Source organism: Nocardioides sp. GCM10030259 (assembly GCF_042666375.1).
GTDB lineage: Bacteria > Actinomycetota > Actinomycetes > Propionibacteriales > Nocardioidaceae > Nocardioides.
The window spans coordinates 383,548-404,416 of the sequence record NZ_JBHTDF010000008.1 but is presented as its reverse complement, the minus strand read 5'-3'; the positions used below and the strand labels follow the sequence as shown (position 1 = coordinate 404,416).

The 20,869-nt window shown below is 71.8% G+C and carries 23 protein-coding genes and 1 riboswitch; of the genes, 11 read left to right on the top strand and 12 right to left on the bottom strand.

Annotated elements, in window-relative coordinates:
- Positions 1 to 10 precede the first annotated feature (10 nt).
- Positions 11 to 919 carry a carbohydrate kinase gene (locus ACFQQI_RS10560; RefSeq protein WP_378562063.1) on the top strand — a complete coding sequence of 303 codons (909 nt, stop codon included), beginning with the start codon at positions 11 to 13 and terminating at the stop codon, positions 917 to 919.
- Here ACFQQI_RS10560 and ACFQQI_RS10555 read toward each other — a convergent pair.
- Positions 916 to 2,589 carry an FAD-dependent oxidoreductase gene (locus ACFQQI_RS10555; protein WP_378562060.1) on the bottom strand — a complete coding sequence of 558 codons (1,674 nt, stop codon included), beginning with the start codon at positions 2,587 to 2,589 and terminating at the stop codon, positions 916 to 918. The two genes, ACFQQI_RS10560 and ACFQQI_RS10555, sit on opposite strands and share 4 nt — an antisense overlap.
- Before the next feature lie 35 nt (positions 2,590 to 2,624).
- On the opposite strand from ACFQQI_RS10555, the gene truA reads away from it, so the two are divergent.
- From truA to ACFQQI_RS10540, 3 genes are read left to right on the top strand one after another with little or no spacing between them, the layout of a single operon-like run.
- Complete coding sequence (truA, locus tag ACFQQI_RS10550; protein WP_378562057.1) at positions 2,625 to 3,425, top strand: tRNA pseudouridine(38-40) synthase TruA; 801 nt, start codon at positions 2,625 to 2,627, stop codon at positions 3,423 to 3,425.
- On the top strand, positions 3,418 to 4,026 hold the full coding sequence (locus tag ACFQQI_RS10545) for a class I SAM-dependent methyltransferase (RefSeq protein ID WP_378562054.1): 609 nt from the start codon (positions 3,418 to 3,420) through the stop codon (positions 4,024 to 4,026). Before truA ends, ACFQQI_RS10545 begins: the two co-directional genes overlap by 8 nt.
- Positions 4,027 to 4,041: 15 nt before the next feature.
- On the top strand, positions 4,042 to 4,488 hold the full coding sequence (locus ACFQQI_RS10540) for a hypothetical protein (protein WP_378562051.1): 447 nt from the start codon (positions 4,042 to 4,044) through the stop codon (positions 4,486 to 4,488).
- A gap of 70 nt (positions 4,489 to 4,558) precedes the next feature.
- On the opposite strand, the gene ACFQQI_RS10535 is transcribed toward ACFQQI_RS10540, so the two are convergent.
- Genes ACFQQI_RS10535 through ACFQQI_RS10515 form a run of 5 tightly spaced genes read right to left on the bottom strand, consistent with a single transcriptional unit; the run spans position 4,559 to position 9,358 of the window.
- Positions 4,559 to 5,908 (bottom strand): ABC transporter substrate-binding protein, encoded by a 1,350-nt coding sequence (locus tag ACFQQI_RS10535; protein ID WP_378562048.1) that lies wholly within the window; start codon positions 5,906 to 5,908, stop codon positions 4,559 to 4,561.
- Positions 5,905 to 6,954 (bottom strand): branched-chain amino acid ABC transporter permease, encoded by a 1,050-nt coding sequence (locus tag ACFQQI_RS10530; RefSeq protein WP_378562045.1) that lies wholly within the window; start codon positions 6,952 to 6,954, stop codon positions 5,905 to 5,907. Before ACFQQI_RS10530 ends, ACFQQI_RS10535 begins: the two co-directional genes overlap by 4 nt.
- A gap of 8 nt (positions 6,955 to 6,962) precedes the next feature.
- Entirely contained in the window at positions 6,963 to 7,841 is an 879-nt protein-coding gene (locus ACFQQI_RS10525) for a branched-chain amino acid ABC transporter permease (RefSeq protein WP_378562043.1), read from the bottom strand.
- A gap of 13 nt (positions 7,842 to 7,854) precedes the next feature.
- The gene (locus ACFQQI_RS10520) at positions 7,855 to 8,562 is read right to left on the bottom strand and encodes an ABC transporter ATP-binding protein (protein ID WP_378562041.1); all 708 of its coding nucleotides are present in this window, start codon (positions 8,560 to 8,562) and stop codon (positions 7,855 to 7,857) included.
- Position 8,563: 1 nt separating this feature from the next.
- Positions 8,564 to 9,358, bottom strand: coding sequence for an ABC transporter ATP-binding protein (locus ACFQQI_RS10515; RefSeq protein WP_378562038.1), 795 nt, complete (start codon positions 9,356 to 9,358; stop codon positions 8,564 to 8,566).
- Positions 9,359 to 9,513: 155 nt separating this feature from the next.
- Between ACFQQI_RS10515 and ACFQQI_RS10510 the strand changes: the two genes are divergently transcribed.
- Positions 9,514 to 10,722, top strand: coding sequence for a PucR family transcriptional regulator (locus tag ACFQQI_RS10510; protein WP_378562036.1), 1,209 nt, complete (start codon positions 9,514 to 9,516; stop codon positions 10,720 to 10,722).
- Between the two features lie 36 nt (positions 10,723 to 10,758).
- Here the strand turns inward: ACFQQI_RS10510 and ACFQQI_RS10505 are convergent, their stop codons facing one another.
- Positions 10,759 to 12,174 carry a PQQ-binding-like beta-propeller repeat protein gene (locus tag ACFQQI_RS10505; RefSeq protein WP_378562034.1) on the bottom strand — a complete coding sequence of 472 codons (1,416 nt, stop codon included), beginning with the start codon at positions 12,172 to 12,174 and terminating at the stop codon, positions 10,759 to 10,761.
- On the opposite strand from ACFQQI_RS10505, the gene ACFQQI_RS10500 reads away from it, so the two are divergent.
- Positions 12,167 to 12,394: a hypothetical protein gene (locus ACFQQI_RS10500; protein ID WP_378562031.1), complete on the top strand. Its 228-nt coding sequence runs from the start codon at positions 12,167 to 12,169 to the stop codon at positions 12,392 to 12,394. The genes ACFQQI_RS10505 and ACFQQI_RS10500 overlap by 8 nt on opposite strands.
- Positions 12,395 to 12,556: 162 nt before the next feature.
- On the opposite strand, the gene ACFQQI_RS10495 is transcribed toward ACFQQI_RS10500, so the two are convergent.
- Complete coding sequence (locus ACFQQI_RS10495; protein WP_378562028.1) at positions 12,557 to 12,679, bottom strand: hypothetical protein; 123 nt, start codon at positions 12,677 to 12,679, stop codon at positions 12,557 to 12,559.
- A 47-nt stretch (positions 12,680 to 12,726) separates the two neighbouring features.
- On the opposite strand from ACFQQI_RS10495, the gene ACFQQI_RS10490 reads away from it, so the two are divergent.
- Positions 12,727 to 13,104, top strand: coding sequence for a hypothetical protein (locus tag ACFQQI_RS10490; RefSeq protein WP_378562025.1), 378 nt, complete (start codon positions 12,727 to 12,729; stop codon positions 13,102 to 13,104).
- A 24-nt stretch (positions 13,105 to 13,128) separates the two neighbouring features.
- Here ACFQQI_RS10490 and ACFQQI_RS10485 read toward each other — a convergent pair whose 3' ends face one another.
- Positions 13,129 to 13,653 (bottom strand): GNAT family N-acetyltransferase, encoded by a 525-nt coding sequence (locus tag ACFQQI_RS10485; protein ID WP_378562022.1) that lies wholly within the window; start codon positions 13,651 to 13,653, stop codon positions 13,129 to 13,131.
- An 83-nt stretch (positions 13,654 to 13,736) separates the two neighbouring features.
- On the opposite strand from ACFQQI_RS10485, the gene ACFQQI_RS10480 reads away from it, so the two are divergent.
- Together ACFQQI_RS10480 and ACFQQI_RS10475 are read left to right on the top strand one after the other, a co-directional pair.
- Positions 13,737 to 14,864, top strand: coding sequence for a glycosyltransferase (locus ACFQQI_RS10480; protein ID WP_378562019.1), 1,128 nt, complete (start codon positions 13,737 to 13,739; stop codon positions 14,862 to 14,864).
- 43 nt (positions 14,865 to 14,907) lie between these two features.
- Positions 14,908 to 15,642 (top strand): GNAT family N-acetyltransferase, encoded by a 735-nt coding sequence (locus ACFQQI_RS10475; RefSeq protein WP_378562016.1) that lies wholly within the window; start codon positions 14,908 to 14,910, stop codon positions 15,640 to 15,642.
- Here ACFQQI_RS10475 and ACFQQI_RS10470 read toward each other — a convergent pair.
- Positions 15,639 to 15,953: a DMT family transporter gene (locus tag ACFQQI_RS10470; RefSeq protein ID WP_378562013.1), complete on the bottom strand. Its 315-nt coding sequence runs from the start codon at positions 15,951 to 15,953 to the stop codon at positions 15,639 to 15,641. The two genes, ACFQQI_RS10475 and ACFQQI_RS10470, sit on opposite strands and share 4 nt — an antisense overlap.
- Before the next feature lie 11 nt (positions 15,954 to 15,964).
- A riboswitch (guanidine-III (ykkC-III) riboswitch) is annotated at positions 15,965 to 16,028 on the bottom strand.
- 183 nt (positions 16,029 to 16,211) lie between these two features.
- On the opposite strand from ACFQQI_RS10470, the gene ACFQQI_RS10465 reads away from it, so the two are divergent.
- The gene (locus tag ACFQQI_RS10465; RefSeq protein WP_378562010.1) at positions 16,212 to 16,511 is read left to right on the top strand and encodes a DUF3303 domain-containing protein; all 300 of its coding nucleotides are present in this window, start codon (positions 16,212 to 16,214) and stop codon (positions 16,509 to 16,511) included.
- A gap of 544 nt (positions 16,512 to 17,055) precedes the next feature.
- A complete protein-coding gene (locus tag ACFQQI_RS10460; protein WP_378562007.1) occupies positions 17,056 to 18,672 on the top strand; it encodes a heme peroxidase family protein in 1,617 nt (538 codons plus the stop codon).
- Positions 18,673 to 18,754: 82 nt separating this feature from the next.
- Here ACFQQI_RS10460 and ACFQQI_RS10455 read toward each other — a convergent pair whose 3' ends face one another.
- Positions 18,755 to 19,693: an alpha/beta hydrolase gene (locus ACFQQI_RS10455; RefSeq protein WP_378562004.1), complete on the bottom strand. Its 939-nt coding sequence runs from the start codon at positions 19,691 to 19,693 to the stop codon at positions 18,755 to 18,757.
- A gap of 11 nt (positions 19,694 to 19,704) precedes the next feature.
- Positions 19,705 to 20,868, bottom strand: a complete 1,164-nt coding sequence (locus ACFQQI_RS10450; RefSeq protein ID WP_378561999.1) for an acyl-CoA dehydrogenase family protein — start codon at positions 20,866 to 20,868, stop codon at positions 19,705 to 19,707.
- Position 20,869: the final 1 nt, after the last annotated feature.

The window sequence follows — 20,869 nt, the reverse complement described above, 5'->3', positions numbered from 1 at the left end:
GAGACATCCCATGCGCAGCGATGTCCTGGTGGTCGGCGAGGCGCTCGTCGACATCGTCCACGCGGCCGACGGCTCCACCGTCGAGCACCCCGGCGGCAGCGCGGCGAACGTCGCCGTGGCGCTCGCGAGGCTCGACCGGCCGGTGCGGTTCGCGACGGCCTGGGCCGACGACGAGCGCGGTGCGGCGCTCGAGCGTCACCTGGCAGCGGCGGAGGTGGAGCTCGCATCGGACCCGCACGTGCTGCCCCGCACGTCGACCGCCGCGGCGACGCTGGGAGCGGACGGCGGGGCGACCTACGAGTTCGACCTCGAGTGGCGCCTCGGTCCGGTGCCGGCCGAGCCCGCGCCGCTCGTGGTGCACACGTGCTCCCTCGGCGCAGTGCTCGAACCGGGAGCCAGTGACGTGGTCGACCTGGTGGAGCAGCTCCGCGGTGTCGCCACGATCAGCTATGACGTCAACGTGCGGCCGGGGATCACCGGGACCGGGCCCGACCTCGTGGCGAAGGTCGAGCGGGTCGCGGCGCTGTGCGACATCGTGAAGGCCTCCGACGAGGACCTGTCGCACCTCTATCCGGACCTCGACCACGAGGTCGCGGCGCGGCGCCTGCTGGCCCGCGGCCCGGCGGCGGTGGTGGTGACCCGCGGCGCGGCCGGCGCGGCCTGGGTCGCGCGCGGGCCGGTGGTCGAGGTCGCCTCCCGGCGGGTGCAGGTCGCCGACACCATCGGCGCCGGCGACACCTTCGGCGCGGCGGTCATCGACGCGCTCTGGGCCCGCAACCTCCTCGGCGCCGCACGACGCCGCTCCCTGCGCGAGCTTCCGGCCGAGGTGGCGCAGGAGGTGCTCGGCCACGCCGCGCGCGCGGCCGCGGTGACCGTGTCGAGGCCCGGCGCGGACCCGCCGTACCTCCGCGAGCTCTAGACGGGCTCCGGTGCCGGCGCGAGGAACGCGTGCACGAGCGGCACCGCGGACGCGCCCTCGCCGCTCGCCGAGGCCACCCGCTTCATCGAGCCCGAGCGGACGTCGCCGGCCGCGAAGATGCCGGGCACGGTCGTGGCGAGGTTCTCCGGCGGCAGGCCGTCCTGCCAGAGCTCCCTCGGCACGTCGCGGCCGGTGAGCACGAAGCCGTGCTCGTCGCGGGCGACCTGGCGCGGGATCCAGTCGCAGTGGGGCTCGGCGCCGAGCAGCAGGAAGAGGCCGTACGCCGACACGCGGTCCTGCTCGCCGGTGCGCACGTCCTCCAGCCCGAGCCACTCCAGCCGCCCGTCGCCGCCCCCGTCGACCACCCGGCAGCAGGTGCGCACGGCGATGCGGGGGTTGTAGCCGATCTCGCCGATCAGGTACGCCGACATCGTCTCGGCCAGGTCGGGGCGGCGCACCAGGATCGTCACGGAGCGGGCGAACCGGGCGAGGTGGACGGCCGCCTGGCCGGCCGAGTTGCCGCCACCCACGACGTACACGTCCTGGCCCTCCATCTCGCGGGCCGCGGTCATCGCGGCGCCGTAGTAGACGCCCATCCCGACCAGCTCCTCGACCGGGTCGACGCGGAGCTTGCGGTACGCGACACCGCTGGAGATGACGACCGCGCGGGCGCGCACCTCCCCGCTCTCGGTGCACAGCACGTGCGGGTCGCCGTCGAAGCCGGGACGCAGCTCGTCGACGACCTGACCGGTGTAGAACGTCGCGCCGAAGCGCAGCGCCTGGTTGCGGGCACGCTGCGCGAGGCGCATCCCGGAGATGCCGCGCGGGAAGCCGAGGTAGTTGCGGATCATCGAGCTGGTGCCGGCCTGGCCGCCGATCGCCTCGGCCTCGAGGATCACCGTCGACAGGCCCTCGGACGCGGCGTACACCGCGGCGGCAAGACCCGCCGGGCCACCGCCGACGACGGCGAGGTCGACCACGTGGTCGAGGTCGAGCTCGGTCGGTGCCCCGTACATCGCGACCGCGACGTCGCGGACGCTGGTCGCGTGGATGACCGGGCGGTTGATCGCGCAGACGAGCGGGTACGCCGGCTCCCGGCCCCACTGCTCGATCACGTACTGCCCGGCTTCGGAGTCGGGCTCGTAGACGCGGCAGGGCATGCCCATCCGGTCGAAGAAGTCGCGGATCGCGAGCGTGAGGCCGTCGCGCACCGGCGTCACGATCTTGACCGAGATGACCTCCGGGTCGGCGACCGTCGAGCCCCAGTCCGACAGCAGGTCGGTGATCGCGTTGTGGAACTCCTCGTCGCGGGTGCCTCGGGGCATCAGCAGGAACGCGTCGTACTTGCCCTTCGCCATGCCCGGGCGCAGGCCGGGTGCGTCGACGAGGAACCGGTCCCAGTACGCCGCGATCACCCGGCGCGCGGTCGGCACCTTCTCGCGCAGCTTGTGGAAGCAGTGCAGCACCTCGGCGTCGGGCAGCACGGACTCGCTCGCGAACATCGCGACCGTGCCGCCCTCTCCGACGATGTCGTGGGTGACCTGGAGCGCCTCGCGGCACGAGTGTGCGAGGCGGACGTCGTACTCCGTCACATAGCGGGCGAAGCCGGTCTGCATCTCATCGGCGTGCTCAGGGGCGATGAGGACGATGGCGGGTGCGCTCACGATCATGAGCCTAGAACCGCACCGCAATAGGATTGCGAGTCGTGCGCATCCGCCTCGACCTCGCCTACGACGGCACCGAGTTCCACGGCTGGGCGGCCCAGCCGCGGCTGCGGACGGTGCAGGGTGAGCTCCAGGCCGCGCTCGCGACGCTGTTGCGGGTCGAGGCGGTGTCGGTGGTCTGCGCCGGTCGCACCGACGCCGGCGTCCATGCGCGCGGGCAGGTCGTGCACTTCGACGTCGCGGAGCCGATCGAACCGGCGCCGTTGGTGCGGCGGCTCAACGGCATCCTCCCCGCGGACGTCAGGGTACGCCGCGCCGCGGAGGCGCCGGCGGGGTTCGACGCCCGCTTCGGTGCGCTGTGGCGGCGCTACGCCTACCGGATCGCCGACATCCCGGGCGCGGTGGACCCCCTCGCCCGGCAGCACGTGCTCGCGTGGCCCCGGCCGCTCGGCGAGCGGGCGATGAATGCCGGGGCTCTGCTGCTGGTGGGACGCCACGACTTCGCGGCGTTCTGCAAGCAGCGCGAGGGGGCGACCACGATCCGCACGCTGGAGCGGCTGTCGTGGGAGCGCGACGCGGCCGGCGTGCTGGTCGGCACGGTCGTCGCCGATGCGTTCTGCCACAGCATGGTGCGGTCGCTGGTCGGCTGCCTGATCGCGATCGGCGAGGGCCGGAAGCCGGTCGAGTGGGCCGGGCAGATCCTGAGCGCCGAGGAGCGAAACCCGGCAGTGGCGGTCGTGCACGCGCACGGGCTGACGCTGGAGGAGGTCGCGTACCCGGCCGACGACGAGCTGGCGGCGCGCGCCGACCAGACCCGAGCGAAGCGAGTAGCCGGTGAGTGACGAGCAGGACCACTACTTCAGCGCCGATCCGTCGGTGCCGTTCGAGCGCGAGACCTTCACCTGTGAGGTGTGGGGGCGCGAGCTGACGCTGGTCAGCGGTGCGGGTGTCTTCAGCCGCGGCCACCTCGACCACGCGACGGCGGTGCTCTTCCGCGAGACCGGGCCGCCACCGCAGGGGCGCTTCCTCGACCTGGGCTGCGGGTACGGCGTGATCGGCCTGGCCATCGCCGCCGCCGTCCCGCTGGCGTCGATCACCGCCGTCGACGTCAACGACCGGGCGATCGCGCTGGCGAACGAGAACGCGCGGGCGATGGGCGTCGAGGGCCGCTTCATCGCGTGCCGCCCCGAGCAGGTGCCGACCGGTGACGAGTACGACGAGATCTGGTCGAACCCGCCCATCCGGATCGGCAAGGCCGCCCTGCACGACCTGCTGCTCACCTGGCTGCCCCGGCTCGCGCCCGGCGGCCGCGGCGTGATGGTGGTCGGCAAGAACCTCGGCGCCGACTCCCTCCAGCGCTGGCTCGGGGAGCAGGGCTGGCCGACGGAGCGGATCGCGAGCGCCAAGGGGTTCCGCGTCCTCGAGACGCGACGCGCCGACTAGACATACGGAGCCGCTGTGAGCGAGACGGTGATCGCGGCGCCGAGATCGGCGTTCGTGCAGCGGCTGGAGCGAGTGGCCCGTGGACTGGCGTGGGCGATGCTGGCCTGCCTGACGGTGCTCGGCGCGACGATCCTCGTGGCGGGCGAGCGCGAGGGGTCGTACGAGATCACCGCGGGCCAGGACCCGTACGGCACGATCGCCGGCTGGGTCGTCCCGACCTGGGCGCCGCTGCTGCTGATCGTCGTGCAGCTCGGGGCCATGTGGGTGGTGAAGTTCGGCGCCGAGCCGCGCCTGGCCACCCGATGGGCGTGGTTCTGGCTGGTGTGGATGCTGCCGCCGGTCGGTGCCCTGGCGTTCCTCGTGCTCGGCGGCTCGACGGTGCGGTGGCTGCCCCGGTCGGCCTACCGGCTGACCGGGGGCTGGGCGTTCCTGTTGCTGGTCGCGATCATCGCCGTCCGGTAGCGGTCCGCGGACGTCATACGAACGGAGGTCCCGCAGGCCTCGATTCGTATGACGTCCGCGGGCGCCGCTGCTAGTCGACCGCCTCGACCTCGGGGAGGCCGCTCTCCGGCGGGGCGTCGTCGAACTGGCCGGAGTCGTCCTCGCTGATCTCGGCGTCGCCGATGTCGGTGGTGAGGACCTCGGTGAGCGGCTCGCCGGTGCCGCCCTTCAGCTCCACGAGCTGCAGGCCGGAGATGCCGAGGTGGCTGTCCTCGCTGTACCGGTACGGCGCGTAGTTGGGCCCCTCGAACTCTCCGCCGGCCTGCTGGAGCGCGTCGACGAGACCCTCGCGGGTCAGGTCCTCGCCGGCGGCCTGGAGCGCCTGCACGAACGTGTAGGCCCAGGACATGCCGTAGATCCGGTAGTTGGTGAGCTCGCCCTTGCTGCCCTGCTCGTCCCAGACCCGCTGCCAGAGCTGCACCCACGGGTTGTCGGGGGCGTCGACGCCGGGGATGTACTCCGACGACATGATGCCGTCGAGCGCCGCCGCGTTGCCCTTCACGGCGCCCTCGGAGAACGTCTCGAGCAGCGAGCCGACGAGCGCGGGGTCGGAGCCGACGTTGGAGACGTACCACTGCGGCTTGAAGCCGAGCTTGAGCGACACGAGCTGCGCGAGGGCGGTGTACGACGGGGTCGTGAACGACAGCACGACGTCGGGCTTCGCCGCCTGGAGCGCCGCGATCTGCGGGCCGACGTCGGTGTTGCCGGAGGTGTAGCGCTGCACCTCGACGACCTGCTCGTCGAGGAACTGCCGCACGCCCTTCTCGGCGTCCGCGCCGAAGTCGTCGTCCTGGAGGAAGAGGCCGACCTTGGCGTCGGGCATGTTCTCGGCGACGTACTGTCCGATGATCTTGCCCTCGATCTCGTAGTCGGGCTGCCAGCCGAACGTCGTCGGCCGCTCCTCCGGGTTGTCGCCCCACCCGAGCGAGCCGGACGACACGAAGAGGTCGGGGACGCCCTCGTCGTTGAGGAAGTCCACGACCGCGCTGTGGGTGGGCGTGCCGAGCGAGCCGACGGTCGCGAACACCTGGTCCTTGAGCACCAGCTCGTTGGTGAGGCTGCTGGTCTTGGTCGGGTCGTAGCCGTCGTCCTTGACCTCGAAGTCGATCGACCGCCCGTTGACACCGCCGTTGGCGTTGACGAAGTCGAAGTAGGCCTGGGCGCCCGTCGGGATCTCGCTGTAGCCCGGGGCGGCCACGCCGGTCAGCGGGAAGGTGCCGCCGACCTTGATCGAGTCCTCGGTGACGCCGACGTCCGACGCGCCGCCACCACCTCCGTCGCCGTCGTCCTCGTCCCGCCCCCCGGCGCCGCACGCGGCGACCAGGACCAACGAGGTGAGCACGCTGGCCGTGCCGGCCAGCCTCCTGCGCCGTGTCTTCATGTGGTGTCTCCCTTCGAGGTGGTGGAGTGGGCGAGCCGGTGCCAGCCGCTGCGCAGGCTGCCGACGAGCCCCGAGGGCGCGAGCAGGATGACCGCGACCATGACGATCCCGTAGAGGAGCGGGGCGAGCTCGGCGGCGCGGATGTCGTCGAGGCCGGCGGAGACACCGGCGTCCGTGACGACGTCGGGGAGGAACGTCAGCAGCGCCGCGCCGACCAGCGCGCCCGTCAGGCTGCCGAGCCCGCCGAGCACCACGGCGGTCAGCAGCGTCAGGCTGAGCGTCAGCGTGAACCCACTCGGCGCGGCGAGCCGCACCGACATCGCCATCACGAAGCCGGCCGCCCCGGCCGCCGCCGCGCTGACGACGAACGCCGAGACGCGCGCCCGGCCGAGCTGGATGCCGGCGACCTCGGCGGCGACCTCGTCGTCGCGTACGGCGCGCCACCGGCGGCCGACCCGGCTGCGGGAGAGGTTGGCGAGCCCGACGTACGCGACGACCAGGGTGAACCAGCCGATGTAGGCGACGTACTTGCTCGGCGTGAGGTCCTGCCCGGTCACGAAGAACGCCACGTCGAGCAGCCAGTCGGGGGCGTCGGGCACCCGCACCCGCAGGCCCTGCTCGCCGCCGAGGGTCTCGCCGAAGTAGAGCGCGATGCCGGGTACGGCGACGGCCAGGGCGAGCGTCGCGCCGGCGAGGTAGGGGCCGTGCAGGCGGGCGGCGGCGACGCCGATGGCGGCGCCGACGGCGAGAGTGACCAGCGTGGCGAGCAGGAGCACGCCGAGCAGGGGGAGCATCGGCTCGTCGTCCTGGAGCAGCAGCGCGGTGGTGTAGGCACCGACCGCCATCAGGGCGCCGTGGCCGAGGGAGATCTGGCCGTTGAGGCCGGTGAGCACGGTGAGGCCGCCGGCGGCGATGCCGAGGTAGGCCATCTGGGTGAGCTGGACGGCGCGGAAGTCGTCGACGGTCGTGAGGACGGCGACGACCGCGACCACGCCGAGGACGGCGACGACGAGGTGGCTGCGGAGCAGCGCCCTGGCTCGAGTCATGGCGCGGCTCATACGCGCCGCTCCGCCCCGTGGGAGAAGAGTCCTTGCGGCCGCAGCAGCAGGATCACCATGAGGATCGCGAGGGCGGCGAGGGCGACCAGCTGCGATCCGACGTACCCGGAGACCAGGCTCAGCGACAGCCCGAGCAGCAGGCCGCCGACGACCGCGCCGCCGGGGCTGTCGAGCCCGCCGAGGACGGCGGCGACGAAGCCGTAGACGACCACGCTGTCCATGTAGCCGGGGTGCACGAGGCTGCCGCCGGCGATGAGGATGCCGGCCAGCGATCCGACCAGGGCGGCGAGGGCCCAGCCGAGGGTGAGCATCCGGCCGACGCGTACGCCGAGCAGGCGCGCCACCTCCTGGTTGAACGCCGCGGCGCGCATCCGCAGGCCGAGGTCGGTGAAGCGGAAGAGCAGCACCAGCAGGCCCATCACGACGAGCACAGCGACGATCGTGAAGATCCCGAAGCCGGTCAGGGCGATCGTCGTGTCGCCGACCTCGATGCCGCGGACGCCGAACGCGGCCGGGAACGACCGGTAGCGATTGCCGAAGATCACCGACGCCAGCGCGTGGATCACGATGAACAGGCCGAGGGTGAGGATGACCGCGTTGATCTCGGCCTTCCCCTCGACCGGACGGATCAGCAGGCGCTCGATGACCGCGCCCAGCACCAGGCCCGCCAGCAGGGCGGCGACGAACCCGAGCCACCAGGAGTGGCCGGCCTCGATGATCTGCAGGGCGATGAACGTCGTGACCATCGCCATCGGTGCCTGGGCGAAGTTCACGATGCGCGTCGACCGCCAGATCAGCACCAGGGCCAGCGCGAACGCGGCGTACACCATGCCGAGCGTCAGGCCGCCGAGCACGGTGTTGACGAACTGCTGCACGGGTCTCCTCCCGTCAGAAGCCGAGGTAGGCGTGGCGGAGCTGGTCGTCGCCCGCCAGCACCTCGGCGCGCTCGTCGACGACGACCTTGCCGAGGCTGAGCACGACGCCGCGGTGGGCGATGGACAGGGCGCTGCGGGCGTTCTGCTCGACGAGCAGCACGGTCAGCCCCTGCTCGGCGACCAGGGACTGCACGAGCTCGAAGAGCTGCGCGACGATGCGCGGCGCGAGGCCGAGCGAGGGCTCGTCGAGCAGCAGCATCTTCGGGTCGGCCATCAGGGCGCGGCCGAGCACGAGCATCTGGCGCTCGCCACCGGACAGCGTGTGGGCGAGGGCGTTGCGCCGGTCGGCGAGGACGGGGAAGAGGTCGTAGACGTTCTGCAGCTCCTCGGGGCGGACCCGGCCGCGACCGCGACCGAGCCCGCCGAGGCGGAGGTTCTCCTCGACGGTGAGCTCGGTGATCACGCCGCGGCCCTCGGGCACGTGGGCGATGCCGAGGCCCGGCATCAGCTCGGGGGCGGTGCGGGTCAGCTCGCGACCGTCGTACGTCGCGCCGCCGGACTGCGCCCGCACCAGGCCGGTGATCGTGCGCAGCAGGGTCGTCTTGCCCGCGCCGTTGGCGCCGAGGACGGCGGTCACCTCGCCCGTGGGTGCGGTGAAGGAGACGTCGCGCAGCGCCCGCACCGCGCCGTACGACGTCGAGAGCTGGTGGACCTCGAGCACGTCAGGCTCCCGTGGTCCGGGTCGGCTCCGCCTCGACGGCCTCGCCGAGGTAGGCGGCGCGCACAGCGGGGTCGTCGCGGACGTCGGCGGGGCTGCCGGTCGCGATCACCCGGCCGAAGTCGAGGACGACGAGGTCGTCGCAGACCGACATCACCAGGTCCATGTGGTGCTCGACGAGCATCACCGCCATCCGGTCGGTGAGGCCGCGCAGGCGCTCGCCGAGGTCGGCCATCTCCTCGTCGGAGAGCCCGCTGGCCGGCTCGTCGAGCAGCAGCAGCTCGGGCTCGGCGACCAGGGCGCGGGCGAGCGCGACCTTCTTGCGGAGGGCGTAGGGGAGGCTGGCGGGGTAGCGGCCGGCGTACGCCGCGACGCCGAGCTCGTCCAGCGCCGCGAGGGCGCGGTCGCGGAGGTCCGCCTCGTCGCGCGAGGAGCGGCGTACGCCGAGCAGGCCGGACCAGAAGCCGGCCCGACCGGTGTGGTCGGCGCCGGCCAGCACGTTGTCGAGCACGGTCATCCGGTCGAAGAGGCCGAGCCCCTGGAGGGTGCGCGCGATGCCCAGCCCGGCGAGGTCGTGCGGGCGGAGGCGGTGGAGCTGCTCACCGCGCCAGCTGAGCGTGCCGGAGTCGGGGGCGACGAAGCCGCAGGCGACGTTGAAGAGGGTCGTCTTGCCCGCGCCGTTGGGACCGATCACGCCGAGCACCTGCCGCGGCTGCGCGGTCAGGGAGACGCCGGAGAGCGCGGTGAGGCCGCCGAAGGTGACTGTCACGTCCCGCATCGAGAAGACGGCGCCGGCCATCGATCCTCCTCACATCCCGGGACTGTGACGGGCACCACCTTGGTCGGAGCGCACAGGAAGCGCATTGGGCGCCGGGCACAGCGACTGTCGGGCGGAGCGCCACGTTATGCCCCCGGTGGTAGCGCGATTTGTGCTCCGGGTGCGAAGGTGCCCGCATGCGTCCGTTCGCCGGGGAGGTGGCGCCTGCCCTCGAGGCCAGGGTTGCGGAGGCGTGGATGTCGCTGCTCGGTCAGGCCGACGCCATCGCCGACGACATCTGCCTGTCCCTGCTCGAGAAGGACGCGGAGCTCTACGAGCGGACGGGACCGGAGTTCCAGGTCGACGTGCGGGCGAGCACCCGCGACCACATCCGGCGGGGCATCGAGGCGATGGCCGGCGTCCCCAACTCCACCCACCAGACCGCGGAGCTCTGGCGGGAGACCGGGAGGCGGCGGGCGCGGCAGGGGATCCCGATGGAGCTCGTGCTGAACGCCTACACGCTCGGCACCCGCGTGCTGTGGGAGGCGCTGCTCGCGCAGGGCGCGCACGACAACGTCGACGAGCAGGTGCTGCTCGTCGCCGGCCAGCGGGTCTGGTCGGCGCTCGACGTGCAGAACGCCGTCTTCATCGAGGCCTACCGCCGCGAGAGCGTGCGCCTCCAGCGCCGCGACCTGCACCGGCAGCAGAGCACCCTCGACGCGCTGGTCGAGGGCCGCGGCGCCGACCCGGACTTCGCGACCGAGGCCCGCGAGGTGCTCGGCATCGGCCCCGAGATGGCGGTCGCGTGCGTGGTGGCGCCGTACGACGGCTCGTTGGACGAACCCCTGATCACCCCGACCGACCGCCTCGAGCGGCACGGCCTCGTCTCGCACTGGCACGTCCGCGGCGGGCTCTACTTCGGCCTCCTCGCCGGCGACCACCTCCCGCGCGACGCCGACCTGGTCACCCTGCTTGCGCCGCTCGCCACCGGCCGCGCCGCGGTCGCGTCGTCACCCGACGGCATGGCCGGCTTCGCCACCGCCTTCCAGCTCGCGGCCCGTGCCACCGACACGGTGCCGGTCGGCACGCGCGCAGCCGTCGCGGTCAGCCAGCGCCTGCCCGAGGTGCTGCTCGCCGGCAACCCCGAGGTCGCCGCCCTCCTCGTCCGCGAGACCGTCGCCCCGATCCTCGCCCAGCCCCCGCACGTCGCCGACACCCTCCGCCAGACCCTCGCCGCCCTCCTCGAGCACGACGGCTCCGCCAAGCACGCCGCCGAGGCGCTGTACTGCCACCGCAACACGGTCATCTACCGCGCCAAGCAGATCGAGGAGCTCACCGGACGGTCGCTCTCCGACCCGCGGGACAAGCTGCTGCTGAGCCTCGGGCTGCTGGCTGCTCCGGGCTGAGTCGCGGCGCGAGGTCGCGCCGCGACTCAGCGTTGGTCAGCCGGGCAGGCCGAACGAGTAGAGCTTGTTGTTCGGCGTACCGAAGAAGCCGTAGCCCGATCCCCAGTACAGCCGCCCCTCGGAGATCGCGGCTCCGGACAGGCACGAGCCACCGCTGGCGTAGGTCCAGAGGATCGCTCCCGTGGCGCCGTCCAGGGCGTACATGTGCCCGGCGGGATCCAGCGCGCAGGCGAAGACCACACCGTTCGCGGTCGTCGCCGGACCGGAGGTTCCACCTCCGAACGGCACACCACCGAACGGCGGTGGCGTCTGCCACAGCAGCTGGCCGGTGACGGCATCGATCCCACTGATCACACCGTCCGTGGTCGTCGTGCCGTTGGGCAGTGTCCACGGGACGCCGTTGCTGTTGGCGTTAGTCGTGTACACACGCTGGCCGTCGACTGCCGAGCCCCACTGCAGGCCGCCTGCGGTCCCGCCCGGACCGGCCTGGGTCCTCCAGAGGACGGCGCCGGTGTCCGGGTTGAGCGCCCAGTACTGGCCACTCTTCTGGCCGGCCCCCACCACGTCGCGCTTCTTGCCGCCGACGGTGACCGAGAACAGGGCCGGGGCCTGACCGAAGTCGAAGTCGGGCCCGGCCGGCTCTGGGCAGTTCGTCCCCTCGCCGATGAACGGGATGCAGTCCACGGTCCAGGCGTCGAAGCCCAGGGCCTCGGTGATCCACCGGATGGCGCCCGTCTTCATGTCCAGCGCCATGACCGAGTCGAAGTAGTTGTCGGCGGGCAGGCACGCCCTCTGCGCCGCGGGGTCGTTGCCTGCAGCGGCGACGCACTGGAGTGTCTCCGGCGGAGCGTCGTAGTTGTTCCCGGTGGCGATGTACACCTGGCCGCGCTTGGAGTCGATCGCGGGCGAGCTGCCCCACACGGCGTTGCCGGGGAAGCCCACCGGTGCGGTCCTGAGCTCCCAGACGACGGCGCCCGTGTTCAGGTCGAGTGCTGCGAACCTGCCCCGGAAGCTGCAGCAGTCGTAGCCGGGCAGGAGCGCGAAGGTCTCTTCGAGCGACGACGTACCGACGTAGACCCGGTTGCCGAACACCGTTGCCGACTGGGTGATGATCGCGGCCGGATGGTTGTCCAGGGTCGTGCGCCAGAGCAGCGCTCCGGTGCTCTTGTCGAAGGCGAGAACCTTCCCGCCGCCTCCGAACGGGCCCTGCGTTCCGATGATCACCTTGTTTCCGGCGATCGCGGGTGTGGCCCTGGCGTAGTCGCCCGGCACTCCGCTGGCGGCCGCGATGCTGGACTTCCACCGCTGCTGGCCGGTCCACTTGTCGAGGGCGTACAGGTTGCCGGCCCGGTCAGGGAAGTAGACCGTCCCGTCCACCACTGCCGGCGTCGCCGAGACGTCGCCACCGGTCGTGAACTCCCACTTCACCTCGAGGTCGTCGACGTTGCTCACGCTCAAGGTCGTCTCGCTCGCCTGGAACCGGGTGTTCTCCCGATTGCCGCCGGCTGAGTTCCAGTCGCCGTCGACTGCAGAGGCCGTTGCACTCCCGAGGCTCAACACGCAAGCTGCGGCGGCAGCGATGACAACCGTCGTTCTCGTCATCCGTTTCATTGGGCTCTCCCATCAGTTGATGGGCGCGCAGGATGAGGATCGCTACCGAGCTTCGCAATGACCGCCCCGCTCGCCTCCTCAGCACCACGTCGGCGCTACTACGGAACCTAGTACTGCTCTCAGGTCCACGGACAGGGGCGATTTGCGCCCCGACTCGGCGAGGAGGTCGTCGTCGGGGTGCTCGGGGTCGGTTCGGCTTGCGGACACTCGACCGCAGACGTCGTCAAACAGCAGGGTCGGGGAGGGTGCTCGTGGTCGTGCCGACGTCGGGAGGCTCGATGTGGTGGCGGCGGACGAGGAGGACGACGCCGACGACGACGTAGGCGGCGATCGCAGCGCGCTCCATGAACGTTCGCCATTGTGGGGCAAGGTCAGCCCGGTCATGCTCTGTCCATGACGATCGCGACCCGGCCGCCCGCCGGCGCCCGTGACCGCGCAGGGAGGTCGGACGCGCGGCTGGTGCTGAGCACGGTGGCCGTGGCCGTCCTGGGGTTTGCGGTGCTCGTCGTGCTCCCCTACGCCGTCGTCGACTTCGCACCGCCCGCAGGTCTGGACTGGCTGTGGAGCCTCGGCGGGCCGTTGGCGCTGGTACTCGCCCCGACCGCCGCCGGCCTCGCAGGGTGCGCGAGCTGTGTCGCGTTGTGGCGTCGCGGTGACCTCGACGCGACAACGCGACGACTGCACCTCGTCGCGCTTGTCTCCGTGGCCACGTTCGCCGTGTTCCTCGCCTCCGACGCTGGGCAGTCGGTCATCGACTGGTGGCAGGACTGAGCCGCCCGTCGCCTCGGATCGGCGTCAATGGATCTCGCGATTCGTGAAGGCCCAGTCGAGGCCGTCCTCGCCCTGGCAGTCCATCGCGGCATCACGTCGTAGTCCGGCCTTCAGCGCCACGTTCTGGCTGGACCGGTTGGCGGGCCGCACGCGTGCCACGATCGTCTCCGCCGGCATCTCGTCCTGAGACCTCGACACGACGGCTGTGGCGGCCTCGCTGGCGAAGCCCCGTCCCCATACCTCCGGCACGAAGCGATAGACCAGGTTCAACACCGGGCGTTCATGGATCAGCATCCGCTTCGCGCCGGCATAGCCGATGATGCGGTCCGAACCGGACTCGCGGACGCACCAGTAGCCGAAGCCGTGCTCGTCCCAGTGGCGGATCCACCGGGCCACCAGGTCAGCCGCATCGCCGCGATCCTGGAGCCGGTCGGACGGGTTGTGCTCGACGGTGCGCGGGTCTCCGAGGATCGCGAACACTCCCGCAGAGTCGGTCGCCATGGGCCGGGTCAACCGCAGCCGCTCGGTCCTCATCTCCTTGGCACCCACGCTGGATGGTCCCACGCCATGGCGTGTGGGCGGCCCCGGATAGCCGATGTACGGCGGGCGGGCCAGGTGTCAGATTGGTAGGCATGGCCAGGGTGCTCTTCACCTCGTGCCCCGCGTATGGGCACGCCCTGCCGATGCTGCCCCTGATGCGTGCGGCAGCGCGCGCCGGCAACGACGTGCGGGTCGCCACGGGTCCGGACCTGACGGGCCCGTTGGCTGCTCGCGGGTTGGACGTCCACGCGGTGGGCCCGACCTGGGAGTCCGTGTGGTCCGCCCACAACGCAGTGTGGGCGGATCCCAGCCTCTCGGAGGAGCAGAAGATGATGGACGGTGTGGTGGCGCTGTTCGGCACCCCCGCCCTGGCCCGGCTCGAGGACCTGGTCGACCTGGCCTCGCGGTGGCGGCCCGACATCGTCGTCCACGAGGTCCTGGAGCCCGCGGGCTCGATGCTGGCCAGCAGGCTCGGGGTACCGGGCGTCGTGCACGGCATCGGACCGATGTTCCCGTTCTACGCTCCGCTCATCGGCGCGGCAGGCACCGCCATCGGACAGCCGGAACTGTGGGGGCAGCTCTCCGCGGAGCGGGCCGTCGACCTCTGCCCTCCCTCGCTGCAGCCCGATGGGCCCCGCCCCTGGGATGCCACGGTCCCGTTGCGAGCGGACGCCGGCGAGGGTGGCCCGGTCCCACCTCGCGTCGCCGAGGTCCTGGCGACGGAGGACCACGTCGCCTACTTCACCCTCGGCACCGTCAAGAACGCCGACGCCGCCGACTTCAGCACCGGACTTCGTGCCCTCGCCGGGTACGACGGGGTCGTCGTGGCCACCACGGGTCGTCCGATCGACCCGAGCGAGCTGGGGCCGCTGCCGGCGAACGCCGTCGTCGTCGAGTTCGTCCCCCAGACCGCAGTGCTCGAAAGGGCCAGCCTGCTGGTCTCCCACAGCGGGTCAGGCACGATGCTCGGCGGCCTCGCGCACGGCGTACCCCAGGTCGCCCTGCCCCGCGGGACCGACCAACCGGAGAACGCCGCACTCCTGGTCCGTGCCGGCGCCGGTCTGCTCGTCGCTCCCGAGGACTACGCCGTCGAGTCGATCGCGGCCGCCGTCGCGGACGTGGCGAGCGACCCGGCGTTTCGCGCAGCGGCCGAGCATGTCCGCGACGAGATCGCCACCATGCCCGACGCCGACACCGCATGGGCCGAGCTGGCCGCCTGACCCCTGAAGACGGAGTCCGAGGGTCCGCGCCGAGAATGTGGCGGTGCGCGAACTCCACGTCGAGACCTTCAGGGCCCACGCATCACCGTTCCTTCGCCACCATGCCGACCCGGACACCACCCGCCGGGTCTGGATCTCCGGCAGCGCAGCTGTCATCGACGGCGCCCGCAACCGACCCGGCGACCCGGCCCACTTGTCGGTGGTCACGGGCGTCGGCCCCGCCATCGATCTCGACCCGCTGCTCGCCACCGTCGGTCGGGAGATCGACACCCCCTGGCGCTTCACGATCGAGCACGCCTCCCGCAGGGCCCTGCCCGACTCGTGGCGCTCGCCCACCACCGAGCACTGGCACTGGATGTGGACCCGCACCATGCCCCGCCGCTCCGACGAGCAGGTCGAGGAGGTCACCTCGGCTGCCGCGATCGACGCGATCCTCGACGCGGCCAACCCGGACTCCTTCGCGCGACCGGACACTCCCGGGGTCGAGACCTGGCTCGGCGTTCGCGACGGCAAGCGCCTCGTCGGCGTCGGGGCGCTGCTCCGCCAGTCCGACGGCACCGGACACCTGCGCGGGGTCACGGTGCTGCCGGACTACGCCGGCGGAGGCCGCGGGCGCGTCATCTCGACAGGTCTCACCCGGCTCGCACTGAGTCGTGGCTCCGGCGTCGCGACCCTGAGCGTGAACGACGACAACGACCCCGCTCTCGCGATCTACCGACGTCTCGGCTACCGGGTCGCCCACTCCTTCGCGTCCGGCGCACCGGCGCCCTCCGCCTAGTGGGTCAGCTTCAAGCCGACCACGCAGCCGACGAGACCCAGCAGGAGCAACACCTTGACGACGCTGACGGCCTCGTCGCCGGTGACCATGCCGTAGCCGACGGTCAGCGCAGCGCCGATGCCGACCCAGACGGCGTACGCCGTGCCGACGGGCAGGGTGCGCATCGCGACCGCGAGCCCGCCCATGCTGGCGGTGATGGCGACGGCGAAGACGATCGACGGCGTCAGGCGGGTGAAGCCCTCGGTCTTCGCGAGGGCGATCGCCCATACGGCTTCCAGGACACCCGAGACAACGAGCACGAGCCACGTCATGACCACTCCTCAGTGGCCGTCTTGTCGCGCTCCGGGTACGGCTCCCTCGTCCGGCGGTCGTTGGCCGACCGTTGCTCCCAGACTACCGGGCAGCGGCGGAAACCACCCGGTTCGGGAATGTCGCGGTCGCGCCGGGCGGCGTACGGTCGCAGGCAACGAGGTCGACTCCACCGCACCTGTCGATGATCTCGGGTGGACGGTGTCGCCGAGCGACGCTCGCCTCTTCACCCGTCATGGGGATCTAGTCAGGAGGTCAGCATGAAGTACGTCATCTCGTGGATCCAGAAGCCCACCGTGGGCGAGGCAGAGGCTGCCCGCTCGCTCCAGGTCTTCGGCAAGTGGACGCCGTCGGAGAACGCCACGTTCGAGCAGTTCCTGGGCCGCGTCGACGCCAAGGGCGGGTACGCCGTCGTCACGACGGACGACGTCAACGCCATCGTGCGCGACATGGCCATCTTCGGCACGTGGTTCGACATGGAGGTCGTGCCGGTCGTGGAGGTCGGCGACCTGGCCACGATCGCGGGCGAGGCTCTGGAGTTCATGGGCTCGATCAGCTGAACTGCCACTGCGAGGTCGGTGGCACTACTCCCGGACGTCGCCACACCGGTGGCAGTGCCACCGCCACAGACTGCTGACCGGCTCGCCGCCCCACCGCTGCGCGGCGCCCACGACGCGCTTGTCGAGAGGCTCCCCGCACCTGCAGGTTCTCGACGCCGGAGCCGGGTGCCGCCTTCTCAGCCACCGCACCATGTCACGACGATGTCACTGTCGGGCGACGGCCGCCACCAGCCCGGGATAGTCCGTCACGAAATGGTCGCCGATCTGCCCGGGAGGCGGCCGGAACGTGACGGACTATCCGCGAGTAGGCATGGGGACGGTCGAACAGATTAGGGATGGGGCTCTGACTACATCGGGCTATTGCCGGGGCCGGTAAAGCGCCGGAAGAGTGGGCGAGGTCTGGACGTACGCAGGGCTCGGGAGGCCGCGTCGTCCGCACGGGGAGACCTGACGACGCGCCGGCGCGGCGCGCCTTGTCCCGGGACGTTTCCCTCGTCGCCGGGGTTGTCGAACCACGCCACCACACAACTCTGGAGGAGCACGCATGGCTCCCACGAAGTCCACCGCTGCCGTGAAGACGGCCGCGAAGAAGAAGCCGACCAGGCGAAAGACCACCAAGACCGCGGCGGCCGGGCTCGTCGACGGACGCCCGACCGAGCAGCTGGTGAACCAGGCCGCGTCGTCACGCGGCTTCGGTACGCCGCACCGCCGGGCCCGCGGGCACGGGTACGAGCAGCGTGGCCTGGCGTACCTGCCGGTCTCCCAGCAGTTCGAGGGCAGGTTCGGCCGGATGTTCCGGCTGCCGCCGTTCGTGCCCAGCCGGGAGCGGATCGCGGAGATCGCCGCGGTCATGACGGAGGACGCCGCCGGCGGCGACCCCGCGCTCAACAACCCCGACATCCCCGCCGGCTACACCTACTTCGGCCAGTTCATCGACCACGACCTGACCTTCGACCCCGTGTCGAGCCTGACCCGTCAGAACGACCCGGACGCGTTGACGAACTTCAGGTCGCCACGCTTCGACCTCGACTGCATCTACGGCCGCGGCCCGTCCGACGACGCCTACATGTACGACAAGCGGGACGGCTTCGAGGACATGTTGCTGATCGGGGAGCACGACAACGAGCACGACCTCCCGCGGAACACGCAGGACACCGCGCTGATCGGAGACCCCCGCAACGACGAGAACACCTTCGTCAGCCAGCTGCAGCTCACGATGCTCAAGTTCCACAACAAGATGGTCGAGAAGGTGCGCGCGGAGCCCGATCTGCAGCGCGGCAGCGAGAGCACGTTCGAGACCGCCCAGCGCATCGTCCGGTGGCACTACCAGTGGGTCGCGGTCCACGACTTCCTGCGCCGCACGGTCGGCCAGGACATGTTCGACTCGGTGCTCGACGAGTCCGGGCACGTGCCCCGGGTGCGGCTGCGGCACTACGACCCGAAGTCGGGTACGCCGTACATGCCCGTCGAGTTCGCCGTGGCGGCGTACCGGTTCGGCCACTCCCAGATCCGTGGCCGCTACTCGCTGAACACGCTGGTGCAGGGCCTCTCGACGTTCCTGCCCGGATCGTCGTCCGACCCGGCCAACCTGCTCCGGCAGTTCGGGGGGTTCCGCATCCTCCCGCCGTTCTGGACGATCGAGTGGCGACGCTTCTTCGAGATGCCCGGCGCGGACGCCGCAGTGCTCCAGCAGACAAGGCTGATCGACACGAAGCTGGCCAACCCGCTGGCGAACCTGCCGACCGAGATCGGCGGCGACCGGCCGTCACTGATCGACCGCAACCTCACCCGCGGTGCGCGGCTGGCGCTCCCGTCCGGCCAGGACGTCGCCCGGGCGATGGGAGAGACTCCGCTCACGAGGGCCGAGCTCAAGCTGCCCGGTGGCGGCCCGGCTCCGCTCTGGTACTACGTCCTCCGCGAGGCGCAGGTGCGGGCGAACGGTCGTCATCTCGGCCCCGTCGGCGGTCGCATCGTCGCCGAGGTCTTCCTCGGGATCCTCGCGCGCGACCCGTCGTCGTACATGCGCAAGGAGCCGGCCTGGCGGCCCATCCTGCCCACGGCCGGTGGGACGTTCTCGATGCCGGACCTGATCACGGCCTCCGGTCACGGCCTCGAGCTGATCGGCGGCCCGCCCGGTCTGGGAGGTGGGCGGAGCACCTGACCTGCCTCGACCTGCGCGGCAGATCCCCCGAGAAGCCGCGTGGTGGCGGCCCGGCACCCCCCAGGTGCCGGGCCCGTCGTCGTCAGCCGTGCAGCACCTTGCGGAAGAGCCCGACCGTCTCCTCGATGGCAGCCTGCGCGGCGGGGGAGTGGCGGCCCATGTCGACGAACCCGTGGATGAGGCCGGGATAGGTGCGGACCTCGACGGGCACGCCGGCAGCCGACAGGGCCTCGGCGTACGCGAGGCCGTCGTCGCGGAGCGGGTCGAACTCGGCGACGACCACGACGGCCGGTGCCAGGCCGGTCAGCGAGCCGTGCATCGGGGAGATGCGGGGGTCGTCGTGGTCGACGTCGGGGAGGTGGCCGACGTACTGCTGGTCGAACCACACCATCGCGTCGATGTCGAGGAAGTAGCCGGCGCCGTTCTCCTCGTGCGAGGGGTACGGCGTCGCTCCGTCGGTGACGGGGTAGACCAGCAGCTGGCCTGCGAGATCGATGCCCTCGTCGCGCATCGCCTGGGCGGTGACGGCGGCGAGGTTGCCGCCGGCGCTGTCGCCGGCCACGGCGAGACGGGCGTCGCCGCCGAGGTCGGCCAGGGCGGAGGCGGCCCAGCGCGTGGCGGCGATCGCGTCCTCGACGCCGGCCGGCCACGGGTCCTCCGGGGCGAGGCGGTAGTCGACGGAGACCACCACGGCCTCGGCGTCGTTGGCGAGGGTGCGGGCGGTCAGGTCGTGGGTGTCGAGGTCGCCGATCACGAACCCGCCGCCGTGGAACATCACGATCGTCGGCAGCGGCCCGGCGGCCGCGGGCCGGTAGACGCGGGCGGGCCGCGGCCCGTCACCACCGGGGACGGTGATCTCCTCGACCGACTCGACGGCCGGCAGCGACGCGGGGTCGCGCATGTCGACCGTGAGGGTGCGGAACCCCGCGCGGGCCTGCTCCGGCGTCTGCTGCGACATCGGCGGTGTGCCGGCGGACGCCAGGAACTCGAGCAGCGTGGCGAGGGACGGGTCGAGCGGCATGGGTTCTCCTGTCAGACGAAGGCGTTGACGCCGGTCTCGGCGCGGCCGATGAGCAGCTTCTGGATCTGGCTGGTGCCCTCGTAGAGGGTCATCACACGGGCGTCGCGGAGGTACTTCTGCGCGGGGTACTCGTCGACGTACCCGGCGCCGCCGTAGACCTGGATCGCGTTGTTCGCGGCACGTACGGCGGCCTCGGACGCGTAGAGCTTGGCCTTCGAGGCAGCGACGCCGAACGGCTCGCCGCGCTCGATCAGGTCCGCGCACCGCCACACCAGCAGCCGCGCCGCGTCGGCGTCGACCGACATGTCCGAGATCAGCTCCTGCACGAGCTGGAAGCCCGCGAGCGGCCTGCCGAACTGCGTGCGGCTCGTGGCGTAGGCGACGGACTCCTCGAGGCAGCCCTGGACGATCCCGACGCACCCGGCCGCCACCGAGACCCGGCCCTTGTCGAGCGTCGTCATCGCGATCTTGAAGCCCTGCCCCTCCTCGCCCAGCAGCGCCGAGGCGGGCACCCGGACGTCGGAGAGGAAGAGCTCCGCGGTGGCCTGGCCGCGCAGCCCGAGCTTGCCCTTGATCTCGCGGGCCTCGAAGCCCGGCGTGTCCGTCGGCACCAGGAACGCCGAGACGCCGCGCGGGCCTGGCTGGGTCTCGGGGTCGCTGGTGCGCGCGAAGACCAGCGCGACCTTGGCCCAGGTGCCGTTGGTGATGAAGAGCTTCTGGCCGTTGAGCACGTAGTCGTCGCCGTCGCGGCGGGCCCGCGAGGTGAGGTTGCCGGCGTCGGAGCCGGTGTCGGGCTCGGTGAGGCCGAAGCAGCCGAGCGCCGCCCCGCTGGCGATCTGCGGCAGCCACTCCTGCTTCTGCTCCTCGGTGCCGAAGCCCAGCACCGACTTGCCGAAGAGCCCGTTGGACACCGACACGATCCCGCGCAGCGCGGAGTCGGCGCGCCCCAGCTCCTCCATGCCGAGCACGTAGGTCAGGTAGTCGCCGCCGAGCCCGCCGTACTCCTCGGGGATGGTGAGCCCGAAGAAGCCGAGCTCGGCCATCTTCGGGATGATCGCGAGGTCCACCTGCTCGTCGCGGTCCCACTGGGTGCGGTGCGGCACGGCCTCGCGGTCGAGGAAGTCGCGCGCCAGGTCGCGGAACGCCTGTTGCTCCTCGGTGAGGGTCAGATCCATG

What these genes read in the sequence shown, in the direction of transcription:
- ACFQQI_RS10490 (WP_378562025.1), top strand. Translation starts at nt 12,727, where the DNA reads ATGACGATCGCGACCCGGCCGCCCGCCGGCGCCCGTGACCGCGCAGGG.
- ACFQQI_RS10450 (WP_378561999.1), bottom strand. Translation starts at nt 20,868, where the DNA reads ATGGATCTGACCCTCACCGAGGAGCAACAGGCGTTCCGCGACCTGGCG.
- ACFQQI_RS10530 (WP_378562045.1), bottom strand. Translation starts at nt 6,954, where the DNA reads ATGACTCGAGCCAGGGCGCTGCTCCGCAGCCACCTCGTCGTCGCCGTC.
- ACFQQI_RS10470 (WP_378562013.1), bottom strand. Translation starts at nt 15,953, where the DNA reads ATGACGTGGCTCGTGCTCGTTGTCTCGGGTGTCCTGGAAGCCGTATGG.
- ACFQQI_RS10555 (WP_378562060.1), bottom strand. Translation starts at nt 2,589, where the DNA reads ATGATCGTGAGCGCACCCGCCATCGTCCTCATCGCCCCTGAGCACGCC.
- ACFQQI_RS10480 (WP_378562019.1), top strand. Translation starts at nt 13,737, where the DNA reads ATGGCCAGGGTGCTCTTCACCTCGTGCCCCGCGTATGGGCACGCCCTG.
- ACFQQI_RS10495 (WP_378562028.1), bottom strand. Translation starts at nt 12,679, where the DNA reads ATGGAGCGCGCTGCGATCGCCGCCTACGTCGTCGTCGGCGTCGTCCTC.
- ACFQQI_RS10515 (WP_378562038.1), bottom strand. Translation starts at nt 9,358, where the DNA reads ATGGCCGGCGCCGTCTTCTCGATGCGGGACGTGACAGTCACCTTCGGC.
- ACFQQI_RS10535 (WP_378562048.1), bottom strand. Translation starts at nt 5,908, where the DNA reads ATGAAGACACGGCGCAGGAGGCTGGCCGGCACGGCCAGCGTGCTCACC.
- ACFQQI_RS10455 (WP_378562004.1), bottom strand. Translation starts at nt 19,693, where the DNA reads ATGCCGCTCGACCCGTCCCTCGCCACGCTGCTCGAGTTCCTGGCGTCC.
- ACFQQI_RS10510 (WP_378562036.1), top strand. Translation starts at nt 9,514, where the DNA reads ATGCGTCCGTTCGCCGGGGAGGTGGCGCCTGCCCTCGAGGCCAGGGTT.
- ACFQQI_RS10560 (WP_378562063.1), top strand. Translation starts at nt 11, where the DNA reads ATGCGCAGCGATGTCCTGGTGGTCGGCGAGGCGCTCGTCGACATCGTC.
- ACFQQI_RS10460 (WP_378562007.1), top strand. Translation starts at nt 17,056, where the DNA reads ATGGCTCCCACGAAGTCCACCGCTGCCGTGAAGACGGCCGCGAAGAAG.
- ACFQQI_RS10465 (WP_378562010.1), top strand. Translation starts at nt 16,212, where the DNA reads ATGAAGTACGTCATCTCGTGGATCCAGAAGCCCACCGTGGGCGAGGCA.